Below are 21,558 nucleotides of genomic sequence, written 5' to 3' on the forward strand. Positions count from 1 at the left end.
GTACGGATGAATATGGGAGGTGTTCGGATGAAGTTGCCAATCAAGGAGTGCATTTAAAGTGAGAAAAGCCGTCAGAACACTTGCGCGGATGTGCGATGTCCCGTATCATAGACACTCGTTGATGCCTCAGTTGCGTCATCATATGGCCGCCAGCGTAGCTCAGTTGGTAGAGCACCGCTCTCGTAAAGCGGGGGTCACCGGTTCGAGCCCGGTCGCTGGCTCCATTACACAAGATAGCCGCCTTCGGGCGGCTTTTTTGTTGCCGATTTTGAGTGCGTGCGCGCCAATCCAAACATCGCCACGTCAACGGCGGCCCACTCGGTGGACTTCGGGTTTAATGCTTAGGGGCGGGGATTTACCAAAGTGAAATCTTAATGAAAAGAAACCCAGCTGCAACAATTGCCATGGTGAGGGCTCAAATTGGCCATATAGATCTAAAATAGTCACAATATACAAATGTCGAGAGATATTGGCGATATAGATGAAAAGAACTAAGGGTTTTCTTTTGCTGGTATTGATGCTGCTCGGACTGTTCTGCCTGAGTGGCCCTTCTTGGGCCAAGGCTGCCTGTCCTGAAGGTGAGCCTTAGCAGTCTTATACGGGCAGCCTGCTGATAACTGCTAAGGAGGGCGATGCCGACTCTCAGTCTGGGGTAAATCCCCTTGCCACTTTGAGGGGGACGGCGGAACGGTCAAGCTTGACCATATTGGTAGCGGGATTTTGAGGTGGCAAGTTCTTCCGGACAAAATTGCGAACGATCCCTTCTCTTTTGCTGGAACGATTTATCTATACAAGGTTGTGAGCGGAAAACAAAAATACGTCGATTGCTATCCGACAAACGGGTCTGGAATTGCATTCACCGGCATTTCGGGGCAGATTGATACACATGTACGAAAGGGAACCTATGTGGTGCGTTGGGTTGGAGCTGCTGCAGGCCCGATATGGATTGCGGTCTTGCGCCCCGATGTCCAAATAGGTTTCTCTCTCTAGACGGGAAGTTGCTCATGAACGCCATATACGACGGGGATGACTGGGTCGATCATTATACTTGGCGCCTGGTCGGCTCGAACGACAATGGGGATGTGGTGTTTGATGGACTATGTCCAAAGCATCTCCATCCTTTTGTCTCGTCGTTAATTGAGAGTTCCGCTCGTGTTGCCCCCTACAGCTCGGCATCGCTTCATGATACGGACGTTTTGAAGACCATAAGGGAATCAATTGACGATGGCACGATGAGCGGCCCGCTGTTTTCTCGGCTTGTGGGGCTAGATGAGATTGGCTCGAAACGACTGCTTGCGGGCGAAAAAGTGGAACTCACTTATCGGTCGATGATTTCAATCCTGCGGCTAGCCGATGTTCTTCGCAAATAAATGAGGCTTCCCTATTCAAAAACAGAAAACCCCGCCAAACGTGATTCCCCTAGGGAAAGCACGTTTGGCGGGGTCCTAGCGTGATTTCCCTAGGGGAACCACGCCATCAGACGAGCAGCTCAGACGAGCAGCGCGTTACTCCTCCCAGTAAGCGTCGGCAAGCAACTTAAAGCAGATCTTCTTGACCGGCTGTGCGCCATCGCCCGGGAACTCGAGCGTGGGCATGTGGGGCTCGCCGGCAACGAACAGCGCGAATTTGTCGTCGGCAAGATCGCCGGCGATCGAGGCGTCGGAATCGACCAGATCATAGTCGTCCTTCTCGTCAAACTCCTGGACCAGTGTCAGGCTGCCCGTAGCGACCTTGAAGGCCTCGCGACCCTCGACGTCGATCTGCAGGTCGTGATAGCGCTGATGCGTCTCATAGTGAGCCTCAGCCTCGGGACGCGTCGTGGGAGACATGACGTTCGCAAAGACCTTCTCACCCAAAATCGGATGGCTGCCGACCTCGAGCTGTGCCGGGTCGTTCTCCTCGAGCCAGTCGATCAGCACGTCGAGGCCCTTGAGCATTCCGCGGTATTCCTCGATATCGCCCAATGCACCGTAAATCATCTAAATCCCCTCTCGGATCGTTTATTTGGCAGCTACTCGGTAAATGCATTACCGACGCTGTTGCCACCCACATACGTCTCGACCAGGGTAAGGTCGGGATTGAACACGACAAACTCGGCGTCGCGCCCCAGCATAATGCTACCGCACTTGTCGTCGACATGAGCTAGCAAGCAATGCCGGGGCCGACGCCCAGGCTTTTACAGCTCGGTCACGACAACGCCGTTGTAGACCTCGTCCCAACGGTCCATGACCAGATGGCCGGTCATGGGATCCATGGCATTGAGCTTGCCGCAGGTGTTGGCGGTACGCAGCACCGTCTCGTCATCCGCGCCAGCAGCAATCGCATGCGCGAAGCCGGCAATGGTCGAATCGCCAGAGCCCGTAGCGTTAACGGCGGGGATATCGGGGGTCTTGGCGCGGAATGCACGGCCATTATGGAAGCCCACGGAGCCGGCAGCGCCCATGGACACGACGACCCAGGGGATATCGGAGAAGCGGGCATCAGAGGCGAGCGCGGCGCGGAGCTCGTCCACATCGTCGGTGGTAAAGCTCGTGCCCAGAAGGCCGTTAATCTCGGTCAGGTTAGGCTTGACCAGCTCGGGCTTAATTTCGGACTTAAGGGCGGCCTCGAGCGAAGCACCCGAGGTATCGAGCAGCACCTTGGCGCCGGCGTTCCCGGCAATACCCGTGATCTTGGCGTAGTAGCCCGCCTCGACACCACGGGGCAGCGAACCCGAGATGGTAACGACAGCGGCCTTGCTCGCAAGCTCGGCGAACTTGGCGGTAAAGGCATCGAGCTCCTCGGGGGCAATCGTCGGGCCGCTCTCGAGTAGCTCGGTCTGGTTGCCGGCGTGGAGGATGTTAAGGCAAATGCGAGTCTCGCCCTTGATGGGTACAAAATCATTCTTAATGCCGTTGGCATCCATGAGCTCGGCCATGTAGGCGCCCATGTGGCCGCCGAGTAGACCGGTTGCCACAACGTCGTCGCCCAGCTGACCCAGTACACGGGCCACGTTGAGACCCTTGCCGCCGGCGGTCTTTTCGGGCGTCACACGGTTAACGTCGTCGATAATGAGCTCATCGAGCTGATAGCGTGTATCGACGGACGGGTTCATCGTAACGGTGAGGATCATTTTTAGCTCCTTATCTCGCAGGCTCCTTGTGCCTCGCGATACGAGTCGACAAAACGGAATTACAGAATCTCAATCGTGAACGAGCGAACGACGGTCTCCTTGGGCTTGGCGACAAGGCAGCCACGCTTATGCTCAAGCACGTCGTCCTCATCGGAGCAGGTCGAAAGGCCGCCCCAAGGCTCAACTGCCACAAAATCACCCTCGGGCTTGCTCCACACAATGAGATATGGGAAGCCCTCAAAGCTCAGGCGAACGCCCTTGTCCTCGCCCTTTTTGGAAAGCGTGACCTGGCGGCTCTCGAGCACGTCAAAGATGGTCTCCGCAAAATCGAAGAGCTCGTGCGACAGGGGCAGCGTCTTTCCCACCATGGGGTTCTTGGAGCGCTTGTCCACGTCAATCAAGCCAGTCGAAGGGACAGCGGTGCAAAGCTCTGCAGCCTCTTCTTTCTCAAAGCGCAACTCGTAGTCCGTATAGGCCTCGCCCTCATCGAGCGGGCACCTAAAGCCGGGATGCCCACCGATAAAGAACGGCATGTCCTCGGTGCCCTCGTTGGTAACCTCATAGGAGACACGCACGGCGGCGTCCTCGAGCGTATAGCGGGCGACGAGCCTAAACGGATACGGATAATCGCTCAGCAACGCAGCGTTATCCTCGGACGCCAGACACACAGCCAACTCGTTCTCGCCTTGGCTCAGCAGCTTCCACTCCTGCTTGCGCGCAAAGCCGTGGCGAGCGAGCTTTACATGATGCCCGGCAAACGTCATGGCACTACCATCGCGCAGGCCTCCGCAAATCGGAAAGCAGACCGGCGCCTGGCCGGACCACACGGCGGGGTCACCCTGCCACAAGTACTCGCGACCTCCGGCCTCAATCGAGGTAAACGAACCACCAGCCGTGGACACCTTAATAGAAATCGAATCGTTGGAGAGAGCGTATTCCATTGCCCATCCTTTCGAACAACTGCTTTTGCTCGCAAGTACCCGTCTCGGCTCTGACCAATGGACAAACCCGCACGCTCATCGATGCGTCCTGTATCCCGGCCATGTAACGGGGTACCATACAGACATTGATGCAATTACAGCTGAAAGGCCTTCTTATGCGAACCATCATTCTTTATGCCTCACGCCACCACGGCAATACGAAAAAGCTCGTGGACGCCATCGTCGAGGCGCACCCCGAAATCGATACCCTCGACGTGAAAACACTCGGCAAAAACGAGTATCCCAACCTGCACGAATACCATCTGATTGGTGTCGCCACGGGCATCTATTACTCCGAGATCGACAAGGACATGGCACGCGTGCTCACTAACGTGTTGCAGCCGCAGGACAAGGTGTTTGGCCTTATGACCTACGGTGGCAAAAACAAGTGGTACGGCAAGGATATCGATGGCATCTGCCGCATGAGGCAGGCCATCTTTATGGGTGTCTACGGCTGCCCCGGCTTTGATACGTGGGGGCCGTTCAAACTCACCGGCGGTGTCCAAAAGGGGCACCCGACCGCTGAGGAAATTAAGGGTGCCGTCGACTTCTTCGACAAGATCGAAGACGAGTATGGAGACATCATCGTCGAAGAGTACGCCAAGCGCGAGAAGCGCCTAGCATACGAGAAGGAGCATCCTGCAGGAGGCCTGGTGGCCGGCGTTAAGCGTACGGCAAAGAAAATCGCTAGCAAGCTGTAACTGTAAAGGTGCTTTTGAGCGTTTAACCCGTACGGCGGGTCCGAGCAGATTCGGGCCCGCCGTCTTTTTCTTTCGTTACTCGGTAAAGGCGTTGCCGACGCTCTGGCCGCCAACATACGTCTCGACGAGGGTGAGCTCATGGTCGAACACGACAAAGTCGGCGTCGCGACCCGGCATGATGCTGCCGCACTTATCCTCGATGTGCGCGGAGCGTGCCGGCACCTCGGTTGCCATGCGAATGGCGATATCGGCGCTGGCGATGCCCCAGTCGACGATGTTCTTGACGCCCTGGGCAAGCGTGAGCACCGAACCGGCAATGCTCTTGCCATCGGCGAGCCAGCACAGGTTGTCCTTCATGATGACGTCCATGCCGCCGCTGGTGTAGCTGCCCTCGGGCATGCCGCCGCAGCCCAGGCAGTCGGTGATGAGTACCGTGTGCTGCCAGCCCTTGGCCTGCAGCAGCGCCTTGATGGCGGCAGGGTTTACGTGCTTGCCGTCACAGATGATCTCGGCGTAGGTCTCGGACGTGGACATAGCAGCACCCACGACACCGGGCTCACGGTGATGCAGCCCGCGCTGGCCGTTATAGGTATGCGTAAAGCAGCTGGCACCGGCGTTGATGGCAGCGATGCACTCATCGTAGGTGGCGTCGGAGTGACCGATGCTGGTCACCACACCCTTGGCGTTCAGAGCAGCCGCATAAGCAGCGGCACCGTCGCGCTCGGCCGCCATGGCGCTCTTAACGATGCGACCGCCCGCAGCCTCCTGCCACTGATCGAAGACCTCCTCGGAGGGGTCGATCAGATAAGCGGGGTTCTGCGCGCCCACGTGCTTCATGGTAAAGAAAGGGCCTTCCAGGTAGATGCCCTGAATGCGAGCACCGCAGAAGTCGGGGCCGCGACCCTCGTCCGCCTGGGCGATGGCGGCGCAGGCGTCCTTAATCTGCTCGACGCCATCGGTGAACGTCGTGGGCAGCCAGCTGGTGGTGCCGCGACGGGCGAGCTCGGTCGAGCTGATATCGATGCCCTCGGGATCGTTATCGGTAGTCGAGTGGTTATAGAAGCCATGGATGTGGGTGTCAACCATACCCGGTGCGATCCACGATCCCGTGTAATCCTTAATCTCGCAAGAGGGCTCGTCGGCCTGCCAGGCGCCAAAGACGCCATCCTCGACCATAAGATAGCCGCCCAGTTGCGGGCCTGCCGGCAAGAAGAACTTGTCAGCCTTAATTGCGTACGTGCTCATATGCACTCCTTGCTTCTAAAGCAGTTGACTGTGGTGATGCTTATACCCAGCTCACGTAAAACAAAAAGCGCCCGCCCGCCGTTATGAGCGGACGGGCGCCCTTACAGGGGGACGCGATTAAGCGGTGAAGGGGTGAATCGTCACGCCCTTGACCACGCGGTTGACCGTGCCGGTGGGGCTCGGCGTATCGGGCGTGTTGCCCACGCGCACGGAGTTGAGCAGGCTGATTGCCTGGGCAAACATCACGAACGGCAGAGCAAGGTAACCCTCGGGGAGTGCCTCATAGCCCTTAAAGGTGAAGGACTCACCCTCGTAGACAGTAGCGCCATCCTGCTGAACGGCAACGGTGCGCTGAGCAATATCGTCGCCACCGATCTCGTTGAGGATGTCGATGTCGTACTGACGGGTGTAGGCGTCGTTGCTGACGAACACGAACACGAGGGTCTTGTCGTCGACGAAGGACTTAGGTCCGTGACGATAGCCCATGGAGGTGTCGTAGGAAGTGGCAACCAGGCCATGAGCAAGCTCGAGGATCTTGAGCTGGCTCTCCTGAGCAAGGCCGCCAAAGGAGCCGGAGCCAAGGTAGGTCACGCGGTTGAAGTCGCCAGCGAGGTAGTCGGCAACCTCAGACTCGCGAGCGATGACCTCCTCGCCCATCTTGGCGATGGTCTCGACCCACTCGGCCTTCTGCTCGTCGGAAGCCTCGTCAAAGATGAGAGTAGAGAGCAGGGTCATGCAGGTGTAGGAGCCGGTCATGGCGAAGCCCTTGTCGTTGGCGCGCGGGATGAGCAGCGTCAGCGCATTGGGATCATCGACGGACTCGACGGCGAGCTTGCCCTCGGGCGCGCAGGTGATGTTGAGGAACTTGACGTTGTGGACGAGCTCCTTGGCAACGGCAACGGCGGCAAGGCTCTCGGGGCTGTTGCCAGAGCGGGCAAAGGAAACCACGAGCGTGGGATCCTCAGCGCGCAGGAAGTCGCGCGGGGCGCTCACGATGTCGGTCGTGGCGATGGGCTTAAAGTCGTAGAGATCAGTGTTGCCGGCGTGACGCAGATACGGGGCGCAGGTATCGCCAACATAGTCGGACGTACCGGCACCGGTGAAGACAACGGACAGACGGCCCTCGCCCATAGCGCGAGCCTCGGCCAGAAAGGCCTCGATGGCCTCCTTGTTCTCGCGATAGATGTTGAGCGTATCACGCCAAAGCTCGGGCTGCTGAGCAATCTCGGCCGTGGTAATCTGGGCGCCGAGCTCGGTGAGCTCCTCGACACTCTTCTCGAACATTTCTAATACCTCTCTCTAGAAGTAATCCTCTGACGTGCAATTATACACTTCGGTTGGTTATCTGGTAGTAACCAGTTAAATACAAAGAATCATCATATGGAAACGATGCCAACACTAGTCGCTACGCTGGTGGTAAACCTTGTATTTAAACTGATCGGCACGAGCAACCGAGAGCGTATACTCCACAACCTCGTTTGACTCGTTATACGTAGTCCTAACCAAATCGAGCACAGGCGAGCCCTCGACAATTTCCAAAAGGTGGGCATCGGTGGGACGGGCTATGCTCGCATAGAACTCCTCTTCGGCCACACGTATTTTTTGCTGAAAGTCTTGCTCAATCACATCGTAAAGCGGCTTACGCTCCAGCAGCGGTCGCTTTAGGGACAGAAATTGACGAACCGGTAGATAGCTGCGTTCGACCATCATGGGCATGTTGTCGGCAGAACGAAGGCGCTTGAGCTTAAAAATGCGATCACCGATACGCAATCCCATATGCTCGGCCAGATTCTTATCGGCCTCCATCTCGCAAAACTCGAGAATCGTGGTCTCGGGGTCACGACCCATCGCGCGCATCTGCTCGGTAAAGCTGTAGGACTGCATAAGATTGGTTGCCTTTGCCGAACGGTCGGTCACAAAGGTACCGCGACCGTGCTGCCGAACCACCAGTCCTAAACGCTCCAGTTCCTGCAGAGCCAGGCGTACCGTAGTGCGCGAGAGACCATAGCGCTCCGAAAGTTCGCGCTCGGAAGGAATCATGTCACCGGCGCGATATTCATGGTCAATCTTTTCGGTCAGAATATCGACCAGCTGATCGTACAGCGGTTGCTTACGCGCTCCGATCGCCATCCTATCCTCCCTTTTGCTCGAATTCGGCTAACTACCTAGGGTGTTAAGCATTATCTGTCTGCCACACCCGAATCATCAAGAAAACAAAAGCCGCGCGCTCTTTCGAGCGCGCGGCTTTTAACATACACATGGCTTAAGGGGTCGGGGTGTGAGCCGCGTAGGGACACACCCCTCAAGCTAGAGCCTTACCAGATGCTCGGCCAGAGACCAAGCGGGCCAGCGCCCAGGATGCCAAGGACGAAGAGCAGGAGAATGCCCTTGGTCGGGGTCCAGCTGTGCTTAGCGAACATGTAGTAAAGCAGCAGCGTAAGCATAAGCGGGACGAGCTTGGGGACGATGGTGTTGAGGGTGTCGGCAACAGAGAAGTTGACCGGATCCTCGGTGACGGTACCGTAGGTAACGGACTCCATGCCGTTGCCCAGATCGGTGACGCCGCACTCGACAGCGTTGCCGTCGGCATCGGAAGCGGTAAGGGCGTTGCCGTCCTTATCGGTCATGGCGATGGTACCGGCCTCAGCGGTCTCGGTATCGATGCCCTCCATACCGGTGAAGTTCTCGGCCTCCTTCTCGGAGACGATCACGGTAGTAGCGGAGAGGCCACGGGTGGTGCCATTGGGGATCTGGAGGTTGATCTGGGTGCCACCCATGGTGACGACCAGGCAACCGACGACGAAGACGCCCATGATGGAAGCGGCACGCGTGAAGGCCTGCATGTTGGCGGTCAGAGCGTCAATAGCGCTGGTGCCAAGCTTGTAGGACCAGTTCATGAGCCAGAAGCGCAGAGCGAACTGGACGACGTTGAAGATCACCAGGAAGATGATCGGCGCAGCGGCATTGCCGTTGATGGCCATGTTGGAGGTGATGCCGGCCGTGATAGGCACAAGCGTCAGCCAGAACAGGGCGTCACCGATACCACCGAGCGGGCCCATTGCGGCGACGCGGACGGCGCGGATCGTGGGGATGTCAACCTTGTTCTGCTCGAGCGAAAGCACGATGCCCATAACAAAGGTGACAAGGAACGGATGGGTGTTGAAGAACTCCAGGTTGTGGCTCATGGAAGCCGCGAGGTCGTTCTTGTTGGTGTGGATCTTCTCCAGACCGGGGATGATGGAGTAGAGCCAACCGGCGGCCTGCATACGCTCGTAGTTGAACGAGGCCTGCAGGAAGCAGGAGCGCCAGGCCATCTTGTTGAGGGTCTTCTGGTCGAGCTGCGGAGCAGGAGTGAGATCCTCGTAGTGCTCCGGGATCACATACTCATTAGATGCCATCTTCGAAGTCACCTCCGTCAGAAACAGCTGCACCCTTCAGCTCGGTCTGCTGCTGGAAGTCCCAGAAAGCGATGCCGAAGCCGATGAGAGCGAGGATGAGCAGAGCAGGGGTTGCCAGAGAATCGTTGGCAACGGTGATGAGCGCGAGGCCAAAGCCCATGAGGAAGAAGCCCCACATATCGCGGTTCATCATAACCTTGAGCAGGACGGCGAAGCCGACGAAGCGCATCATGCCGCCTGCAGCGGAGAGACCGGTCTGCAGCCAAGTCGGGATGGCGGAAGCGATGGTCTGACCGATGGTGGCGCCAGCGATGAAGAACAGGGTGACGACGACGGCGAAGATCAGGCCGAGCAGAGCCATGGCGAAGTAGTTCAGACGCTCGATACCCTTGGTGTCAGCGTTGTGAGCCATGTTGTCCGCAGAGGACATGAGCGGCGACATAAGCGTGAAGACCAGGGTAACGCCGAGCTGACCAAGCAGAGCGAACGGAATGGCAAGGCCGACTGCCGCGTTGGGCTCGAGGCCCGTAGCGATAGCGAGAATGGCTGCCATGATGCCGCCGATGACGGCGTTAGGCGGCTGAGCGCCTCCGATCGGCATGTTGCCGATCGTCATGAGCTGATAGGTACCACCCACGAGAAGACCGGTGTTGAGGTCGCCAAGGATAAGACCGATGACGGCGCCGGTGACGATGGGCTGATAGAGAGACTCGAGGAAGTTGAACTGGTCGATTGCCGCGACGAACGTGACGATGAAGACCAGAGCGACCTGGATGATCGAGTATTCCATCTTGCTCCTCCTTTCAAAATGTATGTACGCACTTTGGATTTCACGTACAGAATGTCAGGGTTTCATTCCTGACAACGTGGATCATGAGGATTACGAGAAGAGCTTGCTCGTGTCCTCAACAGGCGTGCTCGGAACGCGCCTGATCTCCAACTCCACCCCCAATTCCTGCAGCTCTTTAAACGCAGCGACATCCTCGTCGTTAACTGCGACGGAGGTGGCGACTTGGCGCTTTCCTTCCGACATGTGCATGTTGCCGATGTTTACCTTCTTTATAGGCACACCGCCCTTGACGAGCGTAAGCACGTCTTCCGGTGTTTCGGCCACGATGAAGATCTTCTGGCGCGGGCTCGCCTTGCCAATGACGTCGATGGTCTTCTGCAGAGAGAAGAAACGAGTAGCGACGCCGGCGGGAGCGGCCATCTTCATGAGGTTCTGGCGCATGGTGTTAGTCGACACATCGTCGTTGGCGACGAGAATGAGGTTGGAGCCCAAGGTGGAGTTCCACTGGGTAGCGACCTGACCATGGACCAGTCGGTTATCGATGCGGGTAAGAAGAATGTTGGGTTCTGCCATGTTGATCAGCTTCCTTTCGTTATTTGCTGACGACAGTTACTTGATCTCCTGAATCGCGTAACGCGAAACATCTACAACGGCGCCGGATCGGACTTTGATCTGGACCTTCTCGCCTTCGATGCCTTTGACGGTTCCGTAGATACCGCCGGCGAAAAGAACCTCCTGACCCGGCTTGAGCTCGGTGTGTAGCTCCTTGAAGTACTTCTGCTTCTTCTTCATGTTGATTTGCGACCAGATGGTGTAAATCAAGCCCATGACGACAAGCAGGCCTAAAAGAGCGACCGAGGAGCTCAGGACGCTGGCTCCGAAATCGGCCATTAGATGCCGTCCTCGTCACCGAAGATATCCTCTTCCTCGGCACCAGCGACGGAGGCAACCGTCTGGGCGGTGATGCCCGTCTGGCCAACGGTCACGGCCTGCTCGCCAAGCTCGGCGAGCGTAGCGTTGCCGCGGAGGAACAGAAGCTCAATAACCATGGGAAGGTTCGTGCCAGTCAGAATCTCGACGTTGTCGACATCCTGGGCAATCATCATTGCCTGGTTGAACGGGGTACCACCAAGCAGGTCGGTAAAGACGAGCACGCCATCGCACTCCTCGCGCATGGCGGTGATAGCGGCGCGGAGATCCTCACCGTAGGAAGCAGCCTGGTCGCCCTCGAAAGGAACGACGGTAAAAGCGGGCTGATCACCGGCGACCATAGCGATAGCGCTTGCGAGGCCGGGTGCGAACTGTCCATGACCGGTAAGAATAAAGCCAACCATTCAAATTTCCCTTCCGAAGGTGTGTACGATCTGAGTCCGATGTTTTCGGAAGCCAGCGGGCGGACGCCCTTAAAGCTTCTTGGAAAGCGTTCTTTGAAGACCAGTGGTCTCTCAACTGGTAGTAACCACGTGACGTGTTGTTGTCACTATATCATCACAGAAGAGGTCGCTTTCGCTGATTCACGCAGTAAACGTTTTTGCACCGCTCACGGCGATAAATCGACCGTTTACCGCTCGTTAACACTTCTACCTGCGGTTTTGAAATCGTTTCGAAATACTTTGACGAAAGATCGGAACCTTTTCTGTGTCTAAACAACGCAGGGTGGCCAAAAAAGCATGTAGAAAAAATGCAGGTCATTGTGAAGATTTGTGAATTGGTCTTTTTGACTTAATACCAGTTAGAACCAGTTTAGAAATTATCGGTGAACGGTAGTTTTCGACCGCTCAGCGGTTATTTCCAATCGTTTGCAGCTCCTTTTCCATATGAATTAGGGAGACCCGATGAAGCACTTGCGCGGTTGCGGGAAATTTCGATACTCGTCCATCCCCCACGTGCCAAACTCTCACTCCCTAAATATGCCATAAGCTCTCGCTATTCGTCTTACAAACATAACTTACTCTAATCTGTAATTGTTTATCGTTTATCATTAAGTATGTTATAAGATTTAAATATCATCCTAGACATTGGTTGGAGGAGCTATGATCCGCTGGAACGTATCCAAATCGAATGAACCCATCAACCGCGAACAGGCAATAGCCGATCTGAGGAAGCTCGCTCACATCTGCAAATGGGCCACAATCTGCACCGCCGTAGCGCTCGCTCTGGGACTTCTCGCAGTCATTGCAATCGAGCTTCTACTCATATTGCCTAGCCTCTCCCAAGGGTTCTGCCTCCAATCCGTAGAGCTTAATGCCGGCGAAGGGCCATCTCTCGCTCTCGTCGGCGCCAATGAACAGACCCCTCTTATGCTTGTCGCGCACGACGGTCATACTGCCATAGGGAGCGCCATGATGACATGCCTTGCGCTTGCCATTGTGCTAAGCGCATACAGGTTTTTCTCCGCCATTGAAAAGGCGGGCAGGCCCTTTGACCTCGAATGCATCCGCATACTACGTCAAGTAGGACATTTGTTCCTTATTGGCGGCGTTGCTGTGAAGCTTCTTGGTGCCATAGTCACGGGGCTGATACTCTCAGGATTTGGCGGCAACTTTACGGATGCGCTTGGCGGCCAGCACCTCGACCTCTCTATGGTCTTTGCAGGCCTGATTATTAGCCTGATTGCCAGCGTCTTCCAGTACGGGTGTATCCTGCAAATACAAGATGACGAGTTGCTCTAGGGGGAATCCATGATTATTCTGCGGCTCGACCGCATGCTCGCCGAACGCAAGATCTCATCCAAAGAGCTTGCGGAACGCGTGGGCATCTCCCAGGTCAATATGTCGCGCATCAAGACGGGCAAGGTTTCTGCCGTGCGCTTTTCAACTCTTGACGCGATATGCCGGGCACTCGACTGCCAACCGGGCGATGTACTGGAATATATGCCTGACGATGAAGCCGATAACCTCTTTGGACTTAAAGATTAATTGAGATTATTTAACTACCGGTACCTCCGACGTAATAAGCCCGCTAGAACGGATATCGTTCTAGCGGGCTTATTCAGATAGTTCGGCTACGCGATCGGTAAGCTCAGGCAGATCTTACGCAAACAGGCCGTAAATGCTGATGTTGGCCTTGGCGTACAGGCTGTTGGCGTACTCGGTCCACTTGGAGCTGGCGCTCGAAGCCTGCGAAGAATACTGCTGGTAAGCGGTGTAATAGGCGGTCATTGCCTGCTTATAGGTCGCGCTATCGGCCGTAAAGGCATCGTCGGCGAATGCCTTGGCGTAGGTGCCATCGGCGTCCTTCCAGGTGCCCTTCTCGCTATCCCACTCATCGCCGGCAAGGTTGATGATGTAGTCGGCGTAGTCCTTGCTCGCGGTCTCCTCGTTGCCGTCAGCAGGCTCGGTCGGGGCGGTCGGCATGCTTGCGGAGCTATCGCCCACCTTCTTCTTGTAGAGCTTCTGCAGCGTCGCGGACTGACGGACGATCTGCTTGGCCTGGTCCTTGGACACGCCGTACTGCGTGGCCATGGTCTTGTAGTCGGAGGTGCCGATGGAATCCTCGGCGTACTGCTTCATTTCCTTGGAAGAAACGGTAACGCCCTCGTCCTCGGCAGCGTCCAGCAGAATCTGGTTGCGCACGTAGGACAGGATGACGTCAGCAGAAGGAGCGGTGTAGTTGCCATCGCTATCCTTGACGGTGTCGAGGCTGTACTGGCTCTCGATGGCCTCACGCGCGGTGATGTCGCTCTTCTTGCCGTTGTAGCTATAGCTTGCCACGGTCGAATCGAGCTGGTCCTCGGTCAGGGTCGCCGAGCCGACGCCCTTGCCGCCAAAACCACCGTTGCCGATAAAGAAGCCGACCACGGCAGCGATCACGACGGCGACCACAAAGATGGCAATCATCGTCTTCTTGTGCTTGCAAGCGTGGTCGTCCACGTCGGAGTCGTCGTCCTCGTCCTGCTCCTCGGGCATGAGGTTCTCGTCAGCGGCATCCGCGGCAATCTGAGCCTCCAGTCGGGCGTCCTCCTCCTCGGCCGTCGTGCCGGCGGCAATGTGCTCGGCAGACGTACCGGCGACCAGATCGATCTTCTCGTCCTCGTCACCGTCGGGGCCTTCGCCGCGCTCGATGATCTGGATGCCGTCGATCTCGTCCTTCTCGTCCTTCTTTTGAATCAGACCCATATCAATTACTCCTTGTTAGGAAACATAGTCCCCAATAGAATACGCCCGACGAGGCGCCGGGCGTATTGATTCTTAGGTTATACGCAAACACTTAAGTACTATTTAGGCGTTTGCAGCGTGCATACCTTAGGCCAGGTGCGCGATAACGGCATCGGCAAAGGCCTGCGTGCCCACAGCGCCCTCAACGGAGCCGGTCTGGGCACGACGCACGTCACCGGTAACCTGCTCGCCCTCGTCGAGCGTGGCGGAGACGGCGGCACGAATGCGATTGGCAGCATCGTTCTCGCCCAGGTGATCGAGCATCATCGCAGCAGAGAGGATCTCGGCCGTGGGGTTGGCGATATCCTGGCCAGCGATATCGGGCGCGGAGCCGTGCGTAGCCTCAAAGATGGCGCAGTCGGCACCGATGTTGGAGCCGGGGGCCATTCCTAAGCCGCCCACCAGGCCGGCGCACAGGTCGCTCACGATGTCGCCGTACAGGTTGGGCAGCACCAGGACATCGAAGTCGTTGGGGTTCTGGACCAGGCCCATGCAGGTGGCGTCGACAATCTTGTCGTTGAACTCGATATCGGGATAGTTGGCGGCCACCTCGCGCGCAACGCGCAGGAACAGACCGTCGGTCGCCTTCATGATATTGGCCTTGTGCACGGCCGTCACCTTTTTGCGGCCGCAGCGGCGGGCATACTCAAAGGCGTACTCCACAATACGGCGGCTCTTGGCGATAGAGATGGGCTTGATCGAGATGGCGGAATCGGCGGCAAAGGTCTTCTGACCCGAGCGCTCGACGAGCTGTGAGAGCTCCTCGACCTCGGCTGCACCCTCGTCGAACTCGATGCCGGCGTAGAGGTCCTCGGTGTTCTCGCGCACAATGACCAGGTCGACGTCGCGGAAGCGCGAGCCGTCGCCCGGCTGCGACAGGCAGGGGCGCACGCAGGCGTACAGGTCGAAGTGCTTGCGCAGGGCGACGTTAACGCTGCGGAAGCCCGTGCCGACCGGCGTAGTGATGGGGCCCTTGATGGCAACCTTGGTCTCGGCGACCGCGTCGAGCACGTGCTGGGGCAGCGGCGTGCCAAACTCGTCCATGACGCCGGCGCCGGCCTCCTGGACGTTCCAGTTGATCTGGACGCCGGTGGCCTCGACCACGCGGCGCATGGCCTGCGTAATCTCGGGACCGATACCGTCACCGGGAATCAGGACTACATCGTGCGCCATAATCTGTTACTCCTCGTCTTCGGCGTCGTCAGATTTTTTAACGCTAGCACGCTTCTTCTTTTTGGAGAGATCCAGGCCAAAACGTTTAACAAGCATTTCGCAAATCTCACTCGAACGGGCCTTGAGATAGCTGCCCTTGCCGTTCTCGGCGTCGAACTTAAGGCGCAGCGCAAGCTTCTCGGCGACCTCGGCGTCGATCTCGCCCTGGCCAAACTCGTACAGGCAACCGAGCATGTCGCGATACTCAAGGTCGCCGTGGTAGCACTGGATGGCCTCGTCCAGGATGGGCCAAGCCTCGCGCGAACGCTCGACGCTCGTGGCACCCCACACGCACAGCAGGCGGAAGGCGGCATAGCGCAGCGTGGAGGAAATCTCGTCGAACAGTGCGGTCTCGGCGCCCTCAAAGGCATCGCCCAGCTGCTCGGGGCAGGTGGTGGCGAGTGCCGCCAAGGCATCGAGGGCCTCCCAGCGGGTCTGCGCCTCGGGGCGATCGAGCGCCTCGATCAGCGCGGGCACGCAGGGCACGACGCGCTGCGGATCGCGCTCGGCAAGCAGGTGCAGCACGCGGGCGGCAAACTGGCGGATGCGGCGCGTGGGGCAGCCGAGCTCCTGGACCAGGCGGTCGACGGCGTTCTCGTTCTCCTCTGCCAGCTGAAGCTGTGCCAGCTCCTCGTCGGTGAGCTGTTCATCTTTGTTTTCTGCCATAGTTACCTCTTCTTACTATTTCTTAGCGTGCTTGCCAGCACCCTTGCTGTCATCGGTGACCGAGATGAGCTGTCGGTCGGCCGCGCCATTGCGACGTGCGCGGCGGCGCTCCTCGGCGTCGCCCGCGTCGGCGGCGGCGCGATGAGCCTTGTTGACGTTAAAGACCTCGTCGTGCTTGCGCCACGGACCGACGGACTCGCCAAAGCTCATCTTAAGGCCTGCGATAAAGCCGCCGAGCCAGCCGATCGGCGCAAACTGCACCAGCGGGAACAGCGAGAACACCCAGGTCAGCAGGACGACTGCCGCCGCACCCGCAAAGTTGGCGATCCAGTAGTCGCGCTTGGTGATCACGCGCTTTTCGCAGGCCCACTGGCCGCACAAAAAGCCGATGTAGATCGCAAAGAGAAAGAGCACCAGCGCAAGCACCACGAACGTCCAGCTCATAGGCGCTACTCCCCGTGATGGTGGCCGCAGCAGCACTCGTGGCCGTCGTCATGGCCGTGGCCACCGCAGCACTCGTGGTCCTCGCCATGGTGATGGCCACAACCACACTCATGGTCCTCGCCGTGCTCGCCGCAACCGCAACCTTCCTCGTGAGCGCCATGCTCCTCGGGACGATACTGCGACCAGTCCAGACCGGCGGCGATGGCATCGGCCTCCTCCTTATAGAGGACCGTGATGGCCTGGGTGCCCAGCTTGGCGCCACCGATAGCGTCGAGCATGTCGTAGAGCGTAAAGGCCACGTCGGCGCCGGGCAGCGCGAGCTCGCGGTCGTCGGCGTAAGCAAGGGCCAGGCGCAGGTCCTTAATGAAGTGCTCGACCATAAAGCCGGGCTTGTAGTCGCCGTCGAGCGCCTTGGGAGCCAGGCTCTCCATGGCGCCGGACTTGCCGGTACCGCCCAAGATCATCTGACGGGTCTTCTCCAGGTCAAGGCCGCTCAGCTCGGCAAATGCCATGGCGTCTGCCATACCGACCATGCAGGCGCCCAGCGACACCTGGTTGGCGAGCTTGGCAGCCTGGCCTTTGCCGGCACCGTCGAAGCAACAGATGTTGGCCGCAAAGGTGGCAAGGATGTCGCGGACCGGCGCGATGTCGTTCTCGGTAGCGCCCACGATAGCCGTGAGCGTACCGGCGATAGCGCCCGACTCGCCGCCGGTGACGGGGCAGTCAAACGCCATGCGACCAGAAACCTGGGCGGCCTCGGCAATGTCACGGGCGAGCTCGGGCGAGCTCGTGGTGAGGTCGATCAAAACCGCGCCCGGCTTGGTGCACGCGAGCAGGCCGTCGCCCGCCAGGTAGAGCTCCTCGACCTCGGAGGGATAGCCCACCATGGTAAAGACGACATCGGCGTTAGCCACGGCATCGGCCGGGGTATCGGCCCAGACGGCACCGCGCTCGATGAGCGCGGCGGCCTTGGACTTGGTGCGGTTGTTGACCGTGACGGGATAGCCGGCATCCAGGATGTGGCCGGCAATGGGGGCACCCATGATTCCGGTGCCGATAAATGCGACGGAGAGCTTGTTTGCCATGAAACCTTTCCTTTTGGGTTGGGTGTTGTTACCAGGTTGAATACTCGGTGCCAGCGTTTGGGCTGTGAGTTGGGATCGATTACGGCCGCGTTACTTGCCTACTGACCGCGCACGCGGCGGGCGATGCGGTCGGAAAGCGACGCCTTGTCGGCGCGGTTCTTACCCCAAAACGCGCAGGCCACCATGCCGGGGCCCACGTGCGAGCCAATGGTGGGACCCACGGAGCTGCGAATGATCGTGACGTCGGCGCAACCCTCCTCCTTGCGGATGGCGGCTTCGAGCCAGTCGCCGTCCTTTTCGGCATCGGCCGTCATAATGGCGATGGGCATGGTGCGATCGGGCACATAGTTCTCGCGGAACGACTTGAGGATAGACTTGAGCGCCTTCTTGCGACCGCGGTTGACGCCGATCAGCGACAGCGAGCCGGCCAGGTCGTAGGACAGCTCGGGTTTGACGTCGAGCTTTGCCGTGAGCTGTGCCGCCGCGGGCGGAATGCGGCCGCCGGCAGCCAGCGCGTCAAAGCTCTCGAGCGTAAAGTAACCGTGGACATAGGTCTTGGCCTCGTTTGCCCAGTCGACCAGCTGCTTGGCGGTCAGTCCCGCCGAACGCTGGCGCACGGCCTCGAGCGCCAAGAGCTCGCCGGTCGCACAGGGCAGAGCGTTGTCGACCACGTACAGCTCAAAGTTGGGATACTCGGCGCGCACGGCGTCCGCCGCCTGGCACGCGGAGTTGTAGCTCGACGACAGCGCCGAGGTAAAGCACAGGTAGACCGTGGGCGTACCCTCTTTGGCGCACTCGGTAAAGAACTCGATATAGCGACCGAGCGACACAGCCGAGGTGGACACGCGGGCACCGGCGCGCATGCGGTCGTAGAACTCCTTGGGTGTGATGCTCGACCAGATGTCATCCGTGCGCTCCTCGCCATCGATAATGAAGGGGAAACCCAGGATATCGACATCGAGGTTCGCGGCGACCTCGGGGCTAAAGTCGCAGCAGGTATCGACGACGATGCGGCAACGGTCCGAATGACCGGCGGATGCGGCCTTGTCCATCAAAGCGACTCCTTACGTAAAAAGGCGGCCACCCGCATGGGATGGCCGCCAACCGTTAACTCATGCAAGTTAACGTATTTTACTCGTCAAGTGTTTCGATGCGGGGCTTGATGATGCCATATCCACCATTCTTACGGTGATACACCACATTGATGAGACCGGTCGTCGCGTTCTCGAACACGTAGAAGTCGTGGCCCAGCAGATCGGTCTGCACCAGCGCCTGCTCCTCAGTCATCGGGGTGACGTCGATAACCTTCTCGCGGACGAGCAGGTCGTCCTCCTCCTCGGGCAGCAGCAGGTCGGCCAGATCCTCGACGCGCTCGACCGGCGCGACATCCGCGGCGCTGGCACCGCCCTGGCGGTTGTCCACGACCTTGGTCTTGAACTTACGCAGCTGGCGGGTGACCTTATCGGCGGAGAGGTCGATGGCGGCGTACATATCTGCACCGTGCTCGGCAACGCGAATCACCGAACCGCGGGCACGAACCGTAACCTCGACGATTGCCGGGTTGGGGTTCGAGGGGTTTTTCTCATAGCGAAGTACAACGTCGACCGTCATGGGCTCGATATCGAAAACCTTGAGCGCCTCGCCGATCTTCTCATCCACATGCGCACGCAGAGCATCGGTTACCGTCGTCTTGCGTCCAGAAACCTTGATATCCATACGTGGCTCCAATCTGCCTCGGGGACTTACTGTACTGGCTATGTACCCATTGCCGTGCATTTAATCACGCGGATTCCTAAAGACCCGAATAACGATTGCTTGATACCGCATACCGAAGTCTCGCACTTTTCTGTGGCAAAGTGCGCTATAGAAGGGAGCCGACGGCTTTGTATTTGGTCCCGAAAATTGGCTTTGACCTGCTGGTTTTATAGGGATGAAAAAGCCGGGCTCCCCTATTGGGGAAGCCCGGCAGTGCGTGTTGAAACCGTGAAGAGGCGTCCTTTCCAACGTATAGGAGACACCACCCCTAGCAATAACTAGCTATTAAGTTTGTTAATGTCGTCGTCGGTGATGGTGCCTTCCTGGCTGGACGATTTGTCCTCGGAGGATGCGGTCTCATTGTTGGAATCGGAGGACTCGCTGCCGGAGGATGCGGTCTCACTGGACTCAGAGTCGCCCGGCTGCACGTTAGCGCCCGAAACCGTCTTAGTGGTGAGGTCGTAGGGCATCCTGCCATACCAGACAGAGTGGACCGCCTCGAGCGTGCCGTCGGCCGTAATACCGTCGAGGGCATCGCTCACGGCACGACACAGTTCGTCATTGGACGAAAGGCCTGCAACACCAAGCGTCGAGGGCGCCTCGAGCGCACCGACATAGGAGATCTCGCTCATCAGGCGCGCAAGGTAACCGCCAGCCGTGGAGTCGCAGATCACATAGTCGACCTCGCCGGACTCGAGCGCCTCAAAGCACTCGTTGATGTTGGAGTAAGTCTTTTGGTTGGCGGTGATGCTCTGCTTAGCAAGCGCCTCCTGCGAGGCCGAGGACATCTGGATACCCAGAGTAGACGTGTTAAGGGTATCGGTGGAAACGCTCAGCGACCCACCATCGCTGGTTTTACCGAACACGGAAGCGGCATCGTACAGGCAGGTGCCGAGCGAGCTAACGTCCCCATCCGTGGAGTTGATCTCGCCGATAAAGATATCAGCCTTTTTGTCACCGAGCGCGGAACCTGCCGAGGACGCATCGACAAAGGCGACCTTAAGGCCCATGCGGCTTGCGAGGGCGCGGGCAGCGTCGACTGCATACCCCGTGAGCTCGCCGTCAGCGCCCTGCATGGCCTGCGGCGCATCGGAGGTATCGAGGGCAACCGTCAGGGTACCGGGGGTGACCAGGGCATCATCCGACACCGCGGGCGTGACGGTCTCGTACTCGATCTGGTCGATCGTGGGAGTCGTGAACGTAGACAGCGGGTTGAACGCGCATCCGCTCAGGCCCAAAACGGCGATGACCGCTGCGGTCCCAGCACCTAACCGAGCCGCGTGCATCAAGCTGCCCCTCACCATGTCCACTACCCTGCCTTCTGTGTCGTATACGATCCGTGCGTTGCGCGGAATATCAGATTGTTCCCACCAGCTGACCTGGTATTTGACCCCACACTTGCGCACCGGGGTGTTTGCTCGGGAGGCCGCAGCCACCTTCACGACTGGCCCGCTCGCCCGCGAGGCGGTATTGCCCCAAAGAAAGTAGAACGGACGGTGCGGCTTACATCTAGGACGCGCCATGATCGCGCCGCGCGCACGCGGTCGCTTACGTGGATCCCTTTGACCGCGTCTGTCTTGGACTAGGACGGGCATTTCGTCCGTCCGCAACCACAGCCTGGTAGGAACGTAGCGCATTATAGCTAAGTTCAAGCTATAGTTTAAGGTTAGGGGCGTCATTCGCATCGCGAGTACAGATTTCGCAGGTCGGAGTGGGCTATTCGTGCCCCTGTGAAGCCCGGAGCTCCCCCTATGGGGAGCTCCGGGGCACCCTTCCTAGGGTGCTGTGGCCAAAAAATGGCAAATATGAGTACTGTCACCAATTTAGTAACAGGCAATTTTGGCCTCTCGGACAGATTATGCGCTCAGTGTCGCCAACCTGATGCTTAGTTATTCTACATTTGTTTATTATCTTCTTACTTTATGACGCCTCCGAGTCCTAAATTCCTTGATTTTGCTGTTACTGATTGGTGGCGCGCGCAGACGTGGTGTAAGAGCGTCCCGAGGTCCGTCG

At 58.3% G+C, this 21,558-nt stretch carries 23 protein-coding genes and 1 tRNA gene; 5 read left to right on the forward strand and 19 right to left on the reverse strand.

Going from position 1 to position 21,558, the window contains the following annotated elements; translation table 11 throughout:
- The first annotated feature begins 148 nt into the window (after positions 1 to 148).
- Positions 149 to 224: transfer RNA gene (locus DWW12_RS08820), tRNA-Thr, on the forward strand.
- Between the two features lie 780 nt (positions 225 to 1,004).
- Complete coding sequence (locus DWW12_RS08825) at positions 1,005 to 1,370, forward strand: hypothetical protein (RefSeq protein WP_117855764.1); 366 nt, start codon at positions 1,005 to 1,007, stop codon at positions 1,368 to 1,370.
- 135 nt (positions 1,371 to 1,505) lie between these two features.
- Here the strand turns inward: DWW12_RS08825 and DWW12_RS08830 are convergent, their stop codons facing one another.
- The 3 genes from DWW12_RS08830 to DWW12_RS08845 all read right to left on the reverse strand — a co-directional run bounded on the left by DWW12_RS08830 (position 1,506) and on the right by DWW12_RS08845 (position 4,053).
- The gene (locus DWW12_RS08830) at positions 1,506 to 1,979 is read right to left on the reverse strand and encodes a YhcH/YjgK/YiaL family protein (protein WP_089572396.1); all 474 of its coding nucleotides are present in this window, start codon (positions 1,977 to 1,979) and stop codon (positions 1,506 to 1,508) included.
- Positions 1,980 to 2,176: 197 nt separating this feature from the next.
- Positions 2,177 to 3,112, reverse strand: coding sequence for a hexose kinase (locus tag DWW12_RS08840; RefSeq protein WP_117855765.1), 936 nt, complete (start codon positions 3,110 to 3,112; stop codon positions 2,177 to 2,179).
- 59 nt (positions 3,113 to 3,171) lie between these two features.
- The gene (locus tag DWW12_RS08845) at positions 3,172 to 4,053 is read right to left on the reverse strand and encodes an aldose 1-epimerase family protein (RefSeq protein WP_117855766.1); all 882 of its coding nucleotides are present in this window, start codon (positions 4,051 to 4,053) and stop codon (positions 3,172 to 3,174) included.
- Positions 4,054 to 4,208: 155 nt separating this feature from the next.
- Between DWW12_RS08845 and DWW12_RS08850 the strand changes: the two genes are divergently transcribed.
- Positions 4,209 to 4,793: a hypothetical protein gene (locus DWW12_RS08850; protein ID WP_089572399.1), complete on the forward strand. Its 585-nt coding sequence runs from the start codon at positions 4,209 to 4,211 to the stop codon at positions 4,791 to 4,793.
- Positions 4,794 to 4,868: 75 nt separating this feature from the next.
- Here the strand turns inward: DWW12_RS08850 and nagA are convergent, their stop codons facing one another.
- The 8 genes from nagA to DWW12_RS08890 form a co-directional block, all read right to left on the reverse strand.
- Positions 4,869 to 6,038 carry an N-acetylglucosamine-6-phosphate deacetylase gene (nagA, locus tag DWW12_RS08855; protein ID WP_117646248.1) on the reverse strand — a complete coding sequence of 390 codons (1,170 nt, stop codon included), beginning with the start codon at positions 6,036 to 6,038 and terminating at the stop codon, positions 4,869 to 4,871.
- Between the two features lie 117 nt (positions 6,039 to 6,155).
- On the reverse strand, positions 6,156 to 7,322 hold the full coding sequence (locus DWW12_RS08860) for an SIS domain-containing protein (protein ID WP_117855767.1): 1,167 nt from the start codon (positions 7,320 to 7,322) through the stop codon (positions 6,156 to 6,158).
- Positions 7,323 to 7,436: 114 nt separating this feature from the next.
- Positions 7,437 to 8,168: a GntR family transcriptional regulator gene (locus tag DWW12_RS08865; protein WP_117564750.1), complete on the reverse strand. Its 732-nt coding sequence runs from the start codon at positions 8,166 to 8,168 to the stop codon at positions 7,437 to 7,439.
- 185 nt (positions 8,169 to 8,353) lie between these two features.
- The gene (locus DWW12_RS08870) at positions 8,354 to 9,436 is read right to left on the reverse strand and encodes a PTS system mannose/fructose/sorbose family transporter subunit IID (protein ID WP_055251210.1); all 1,083 of its coding nucleotides are present in this window, start codon (positions 9,434 to 9,436) and stop codon (positions 8,354 to 8,356) included.
- Positions 9,426 to 10,226: a PTS sugar transporter subunit IIC gene (locus DWW12_RS08875; RefSeq protein WP_089572403.1), complete on the reverse strand. Its 801-nt coding sequence runs from the start codon at positions 10,224 to 10,226 to the stop codon at positions 9,426 to 9,428. Before DWW12_RS08875 ends, DWW12_RS08870 begins: the two co-directional genes overlap by 11 nt.
- Positions 10,227 to 10,316: 90 nt before the next feature.
- On the reverse strand, positions 10,317 to 10,799 hold the full coding sequence (gene agaV / locus DWW12_RS08880; protein WP_089572404.1) for a PTS N-acetylgalactosamine transporter subunit IIB: 483 nt from the start codon (positions 10,797 to 10,799) through the stop codon (positions 10,317 to 10,319).
- A 36-nt stretch (positions 10,800 to 10,835) separates the two neighbouring features.
- Positions 10,836 to 11,117: a preprotein translocase subunit YajC gene (gene yajC / locus DWW12_RS08885; protein ID WP_117564749.1), complete on the reverse strand. Its 282-nt coding sequence runs from the start codon at positions 11,115 to 11,117 to the stop codon at positions 10,836 to 10,838.
- Positions 11,117 to 11,560, reverse strand: coding sequence for a PTS fructose transporter subunit IIA (locus DWW12_RS08890; RefSeq protein ID WP_117564748.1), 444 nt, complete (start codon positions 11,558 to 11,560; stop codon positions 11,117 to 11,119). The genes yajC and DWW12_RS08890 overlap by 1 nt, the downstream gene beginning before the upstream one ends.
- A 699-nt stretch (positions 11,561 to 12,259) precedes the next feature.
- Between DWW12_RS08890 and DWW12_RS08895 the strand changes: the two genes are divergently transcribed.
- The gene (locus DWW12_RS08895) at positions 12,260 to 12,898 is read left to right on the forward strand and encodes a DUF2975 domain-containing protein (RefSeq protein ID WP_089572407.1); all 639 of its coding nucleotides are present in this window, start codon (positions 12,260 to 12,262) and stop codon (positions 12,896 to 12,898) included.
- A 9-nt stretch (positions 12,899 to 12,907) separates the two neighbouring features.
- Positions 12,908 to 13,144, forward strand: coding sequence for a helix-turn-helix transcriptional regulator (locus DWW12_RS08900; protein WP_117564746.1), 237 nt, complete (start codon positions 12,908 to 12,910; stop codon positions 13,142 to 13,144).
- Between the two features lie 114 nt (positions 13,145 to 13,258).
- On the opposite strand, the gene DWW12_RS08905 is transcribed toward DWW12_RS08900, so the two are convergent.
- The 8 genes from DWW12_RS08905 to DWW12_RS08940 all read right to left on the reverse strand — a co-directional run bounded on the left by DWW12_RS08905 (position 13,259) and on the right by DWW12_RS08940 (position 20,849).
- On the reverse strand, positions 13,259 to 14,344 hold the full coding sequence (locus DWW12_RS08905; RefSeq protein ID WP_117855768.1) for a hypothetical protein: 1,086 nt from the start codon (positions 14,342 to 14,344) through the stop codon (positions 13,259 to 13,261).
- A gap of 126 nt (positions 14,345 to 14,470) precedes the next feature.
- On the reverse strand, positions 14,471 to 15,556 hold the full coding sequence (locus tag DWW12_RS08910; RefSeq protein ID WP_022094615.1) for an isocitrate/isopropylmalate dehydrogenase family protein: 1,086 nt from the start codon (positions 15,554 to 15,556) through the stop codon (positions 14,471 to 14,473).
- Between the two features lie 6 nt (positions 15,557 to 15,562).
- Positions 15,563 to 16,261, reverse strand: coding sequence for a hypothetical protein (locus tag DWW12_RS08915; RefSeq protein WP_117635810.1), 699 nt, complete (start codon positions 16,259 to 16,261; stop codon positions 15,563 to 15,565).
- Positions 16,262 to 16,276: 15 nt separating this feature from the next.
- Positions 16,277 to 16,705 (reverse strand): hypothetical protein, encoded by a 429-nt coding sequence (locus DWW12_RS08920; protein WP_055310425.1) that lies wholly within the window; start codon positions 16,703 to 16,705, stop codon positions 16,277 to 16,279.
- A gap of 5 nt (positions 16,706 to 16,710) precedes the next feature.
- A complete protein-coding gene (locus tag DWW12_RS08925; protein ID WP_117855769.1) occupies positions 16,711 to 17,790 on the reverse strand; it encodes an NAD(P)-dependent oxidoreductase in 1,080 nt (359 codons plus the stop codon).
- 98 nt (positions 17,791 to 17,888) lie between these two features.
- Entirely contained in the window at positions 17,889 to 18,842 is a 954-nt protein-coding gene (locus DWW12_RS08930) for a DegV family protein (protein WP_089572413.1), read from the reverse strand.
- Between the two features lie 79 nt (positions 18,843 to 18,921).
- Positions 18,922 to 19,506: a ribosome hibernation-promoting factor, HPF/YfiA family gene (hpf, locus tag DWW12_RS08935; RefSeq protein WP_035137685.1), complete on the reverse strand. Its 585-nt coding sequence runs from the start codon at positions 19,504 to 19,506 to the stop codon at positions 18,922 to 18,924.
- Positions 19,507 to 19,823: 317 nt separating this feature from the next.
- Positions 19,824 to 20,849: an ABC transporter substrate-binding protein gene (locus DWW12_RS08940; RefSeq protein ID WP_233544286.1), complete on the reverse strand. Its 1,026-nt coding sequence runs from the start codon at positions 20,847 to 20,849 to the stop codon at positions 19,824 to 19,826.
- Positions 20,850 to 21,558: the final 709 nt, after the last annotated feature.

Source organism: Collinsella sp. AF14-35 (assembly GCF_003464565.1).
Classification (GTDB): domain Bacteria; phylum Actinomycetota; class Coriobacteriia; order Coriobacteriales; family Coriobacteriaceae; genus Collinsella.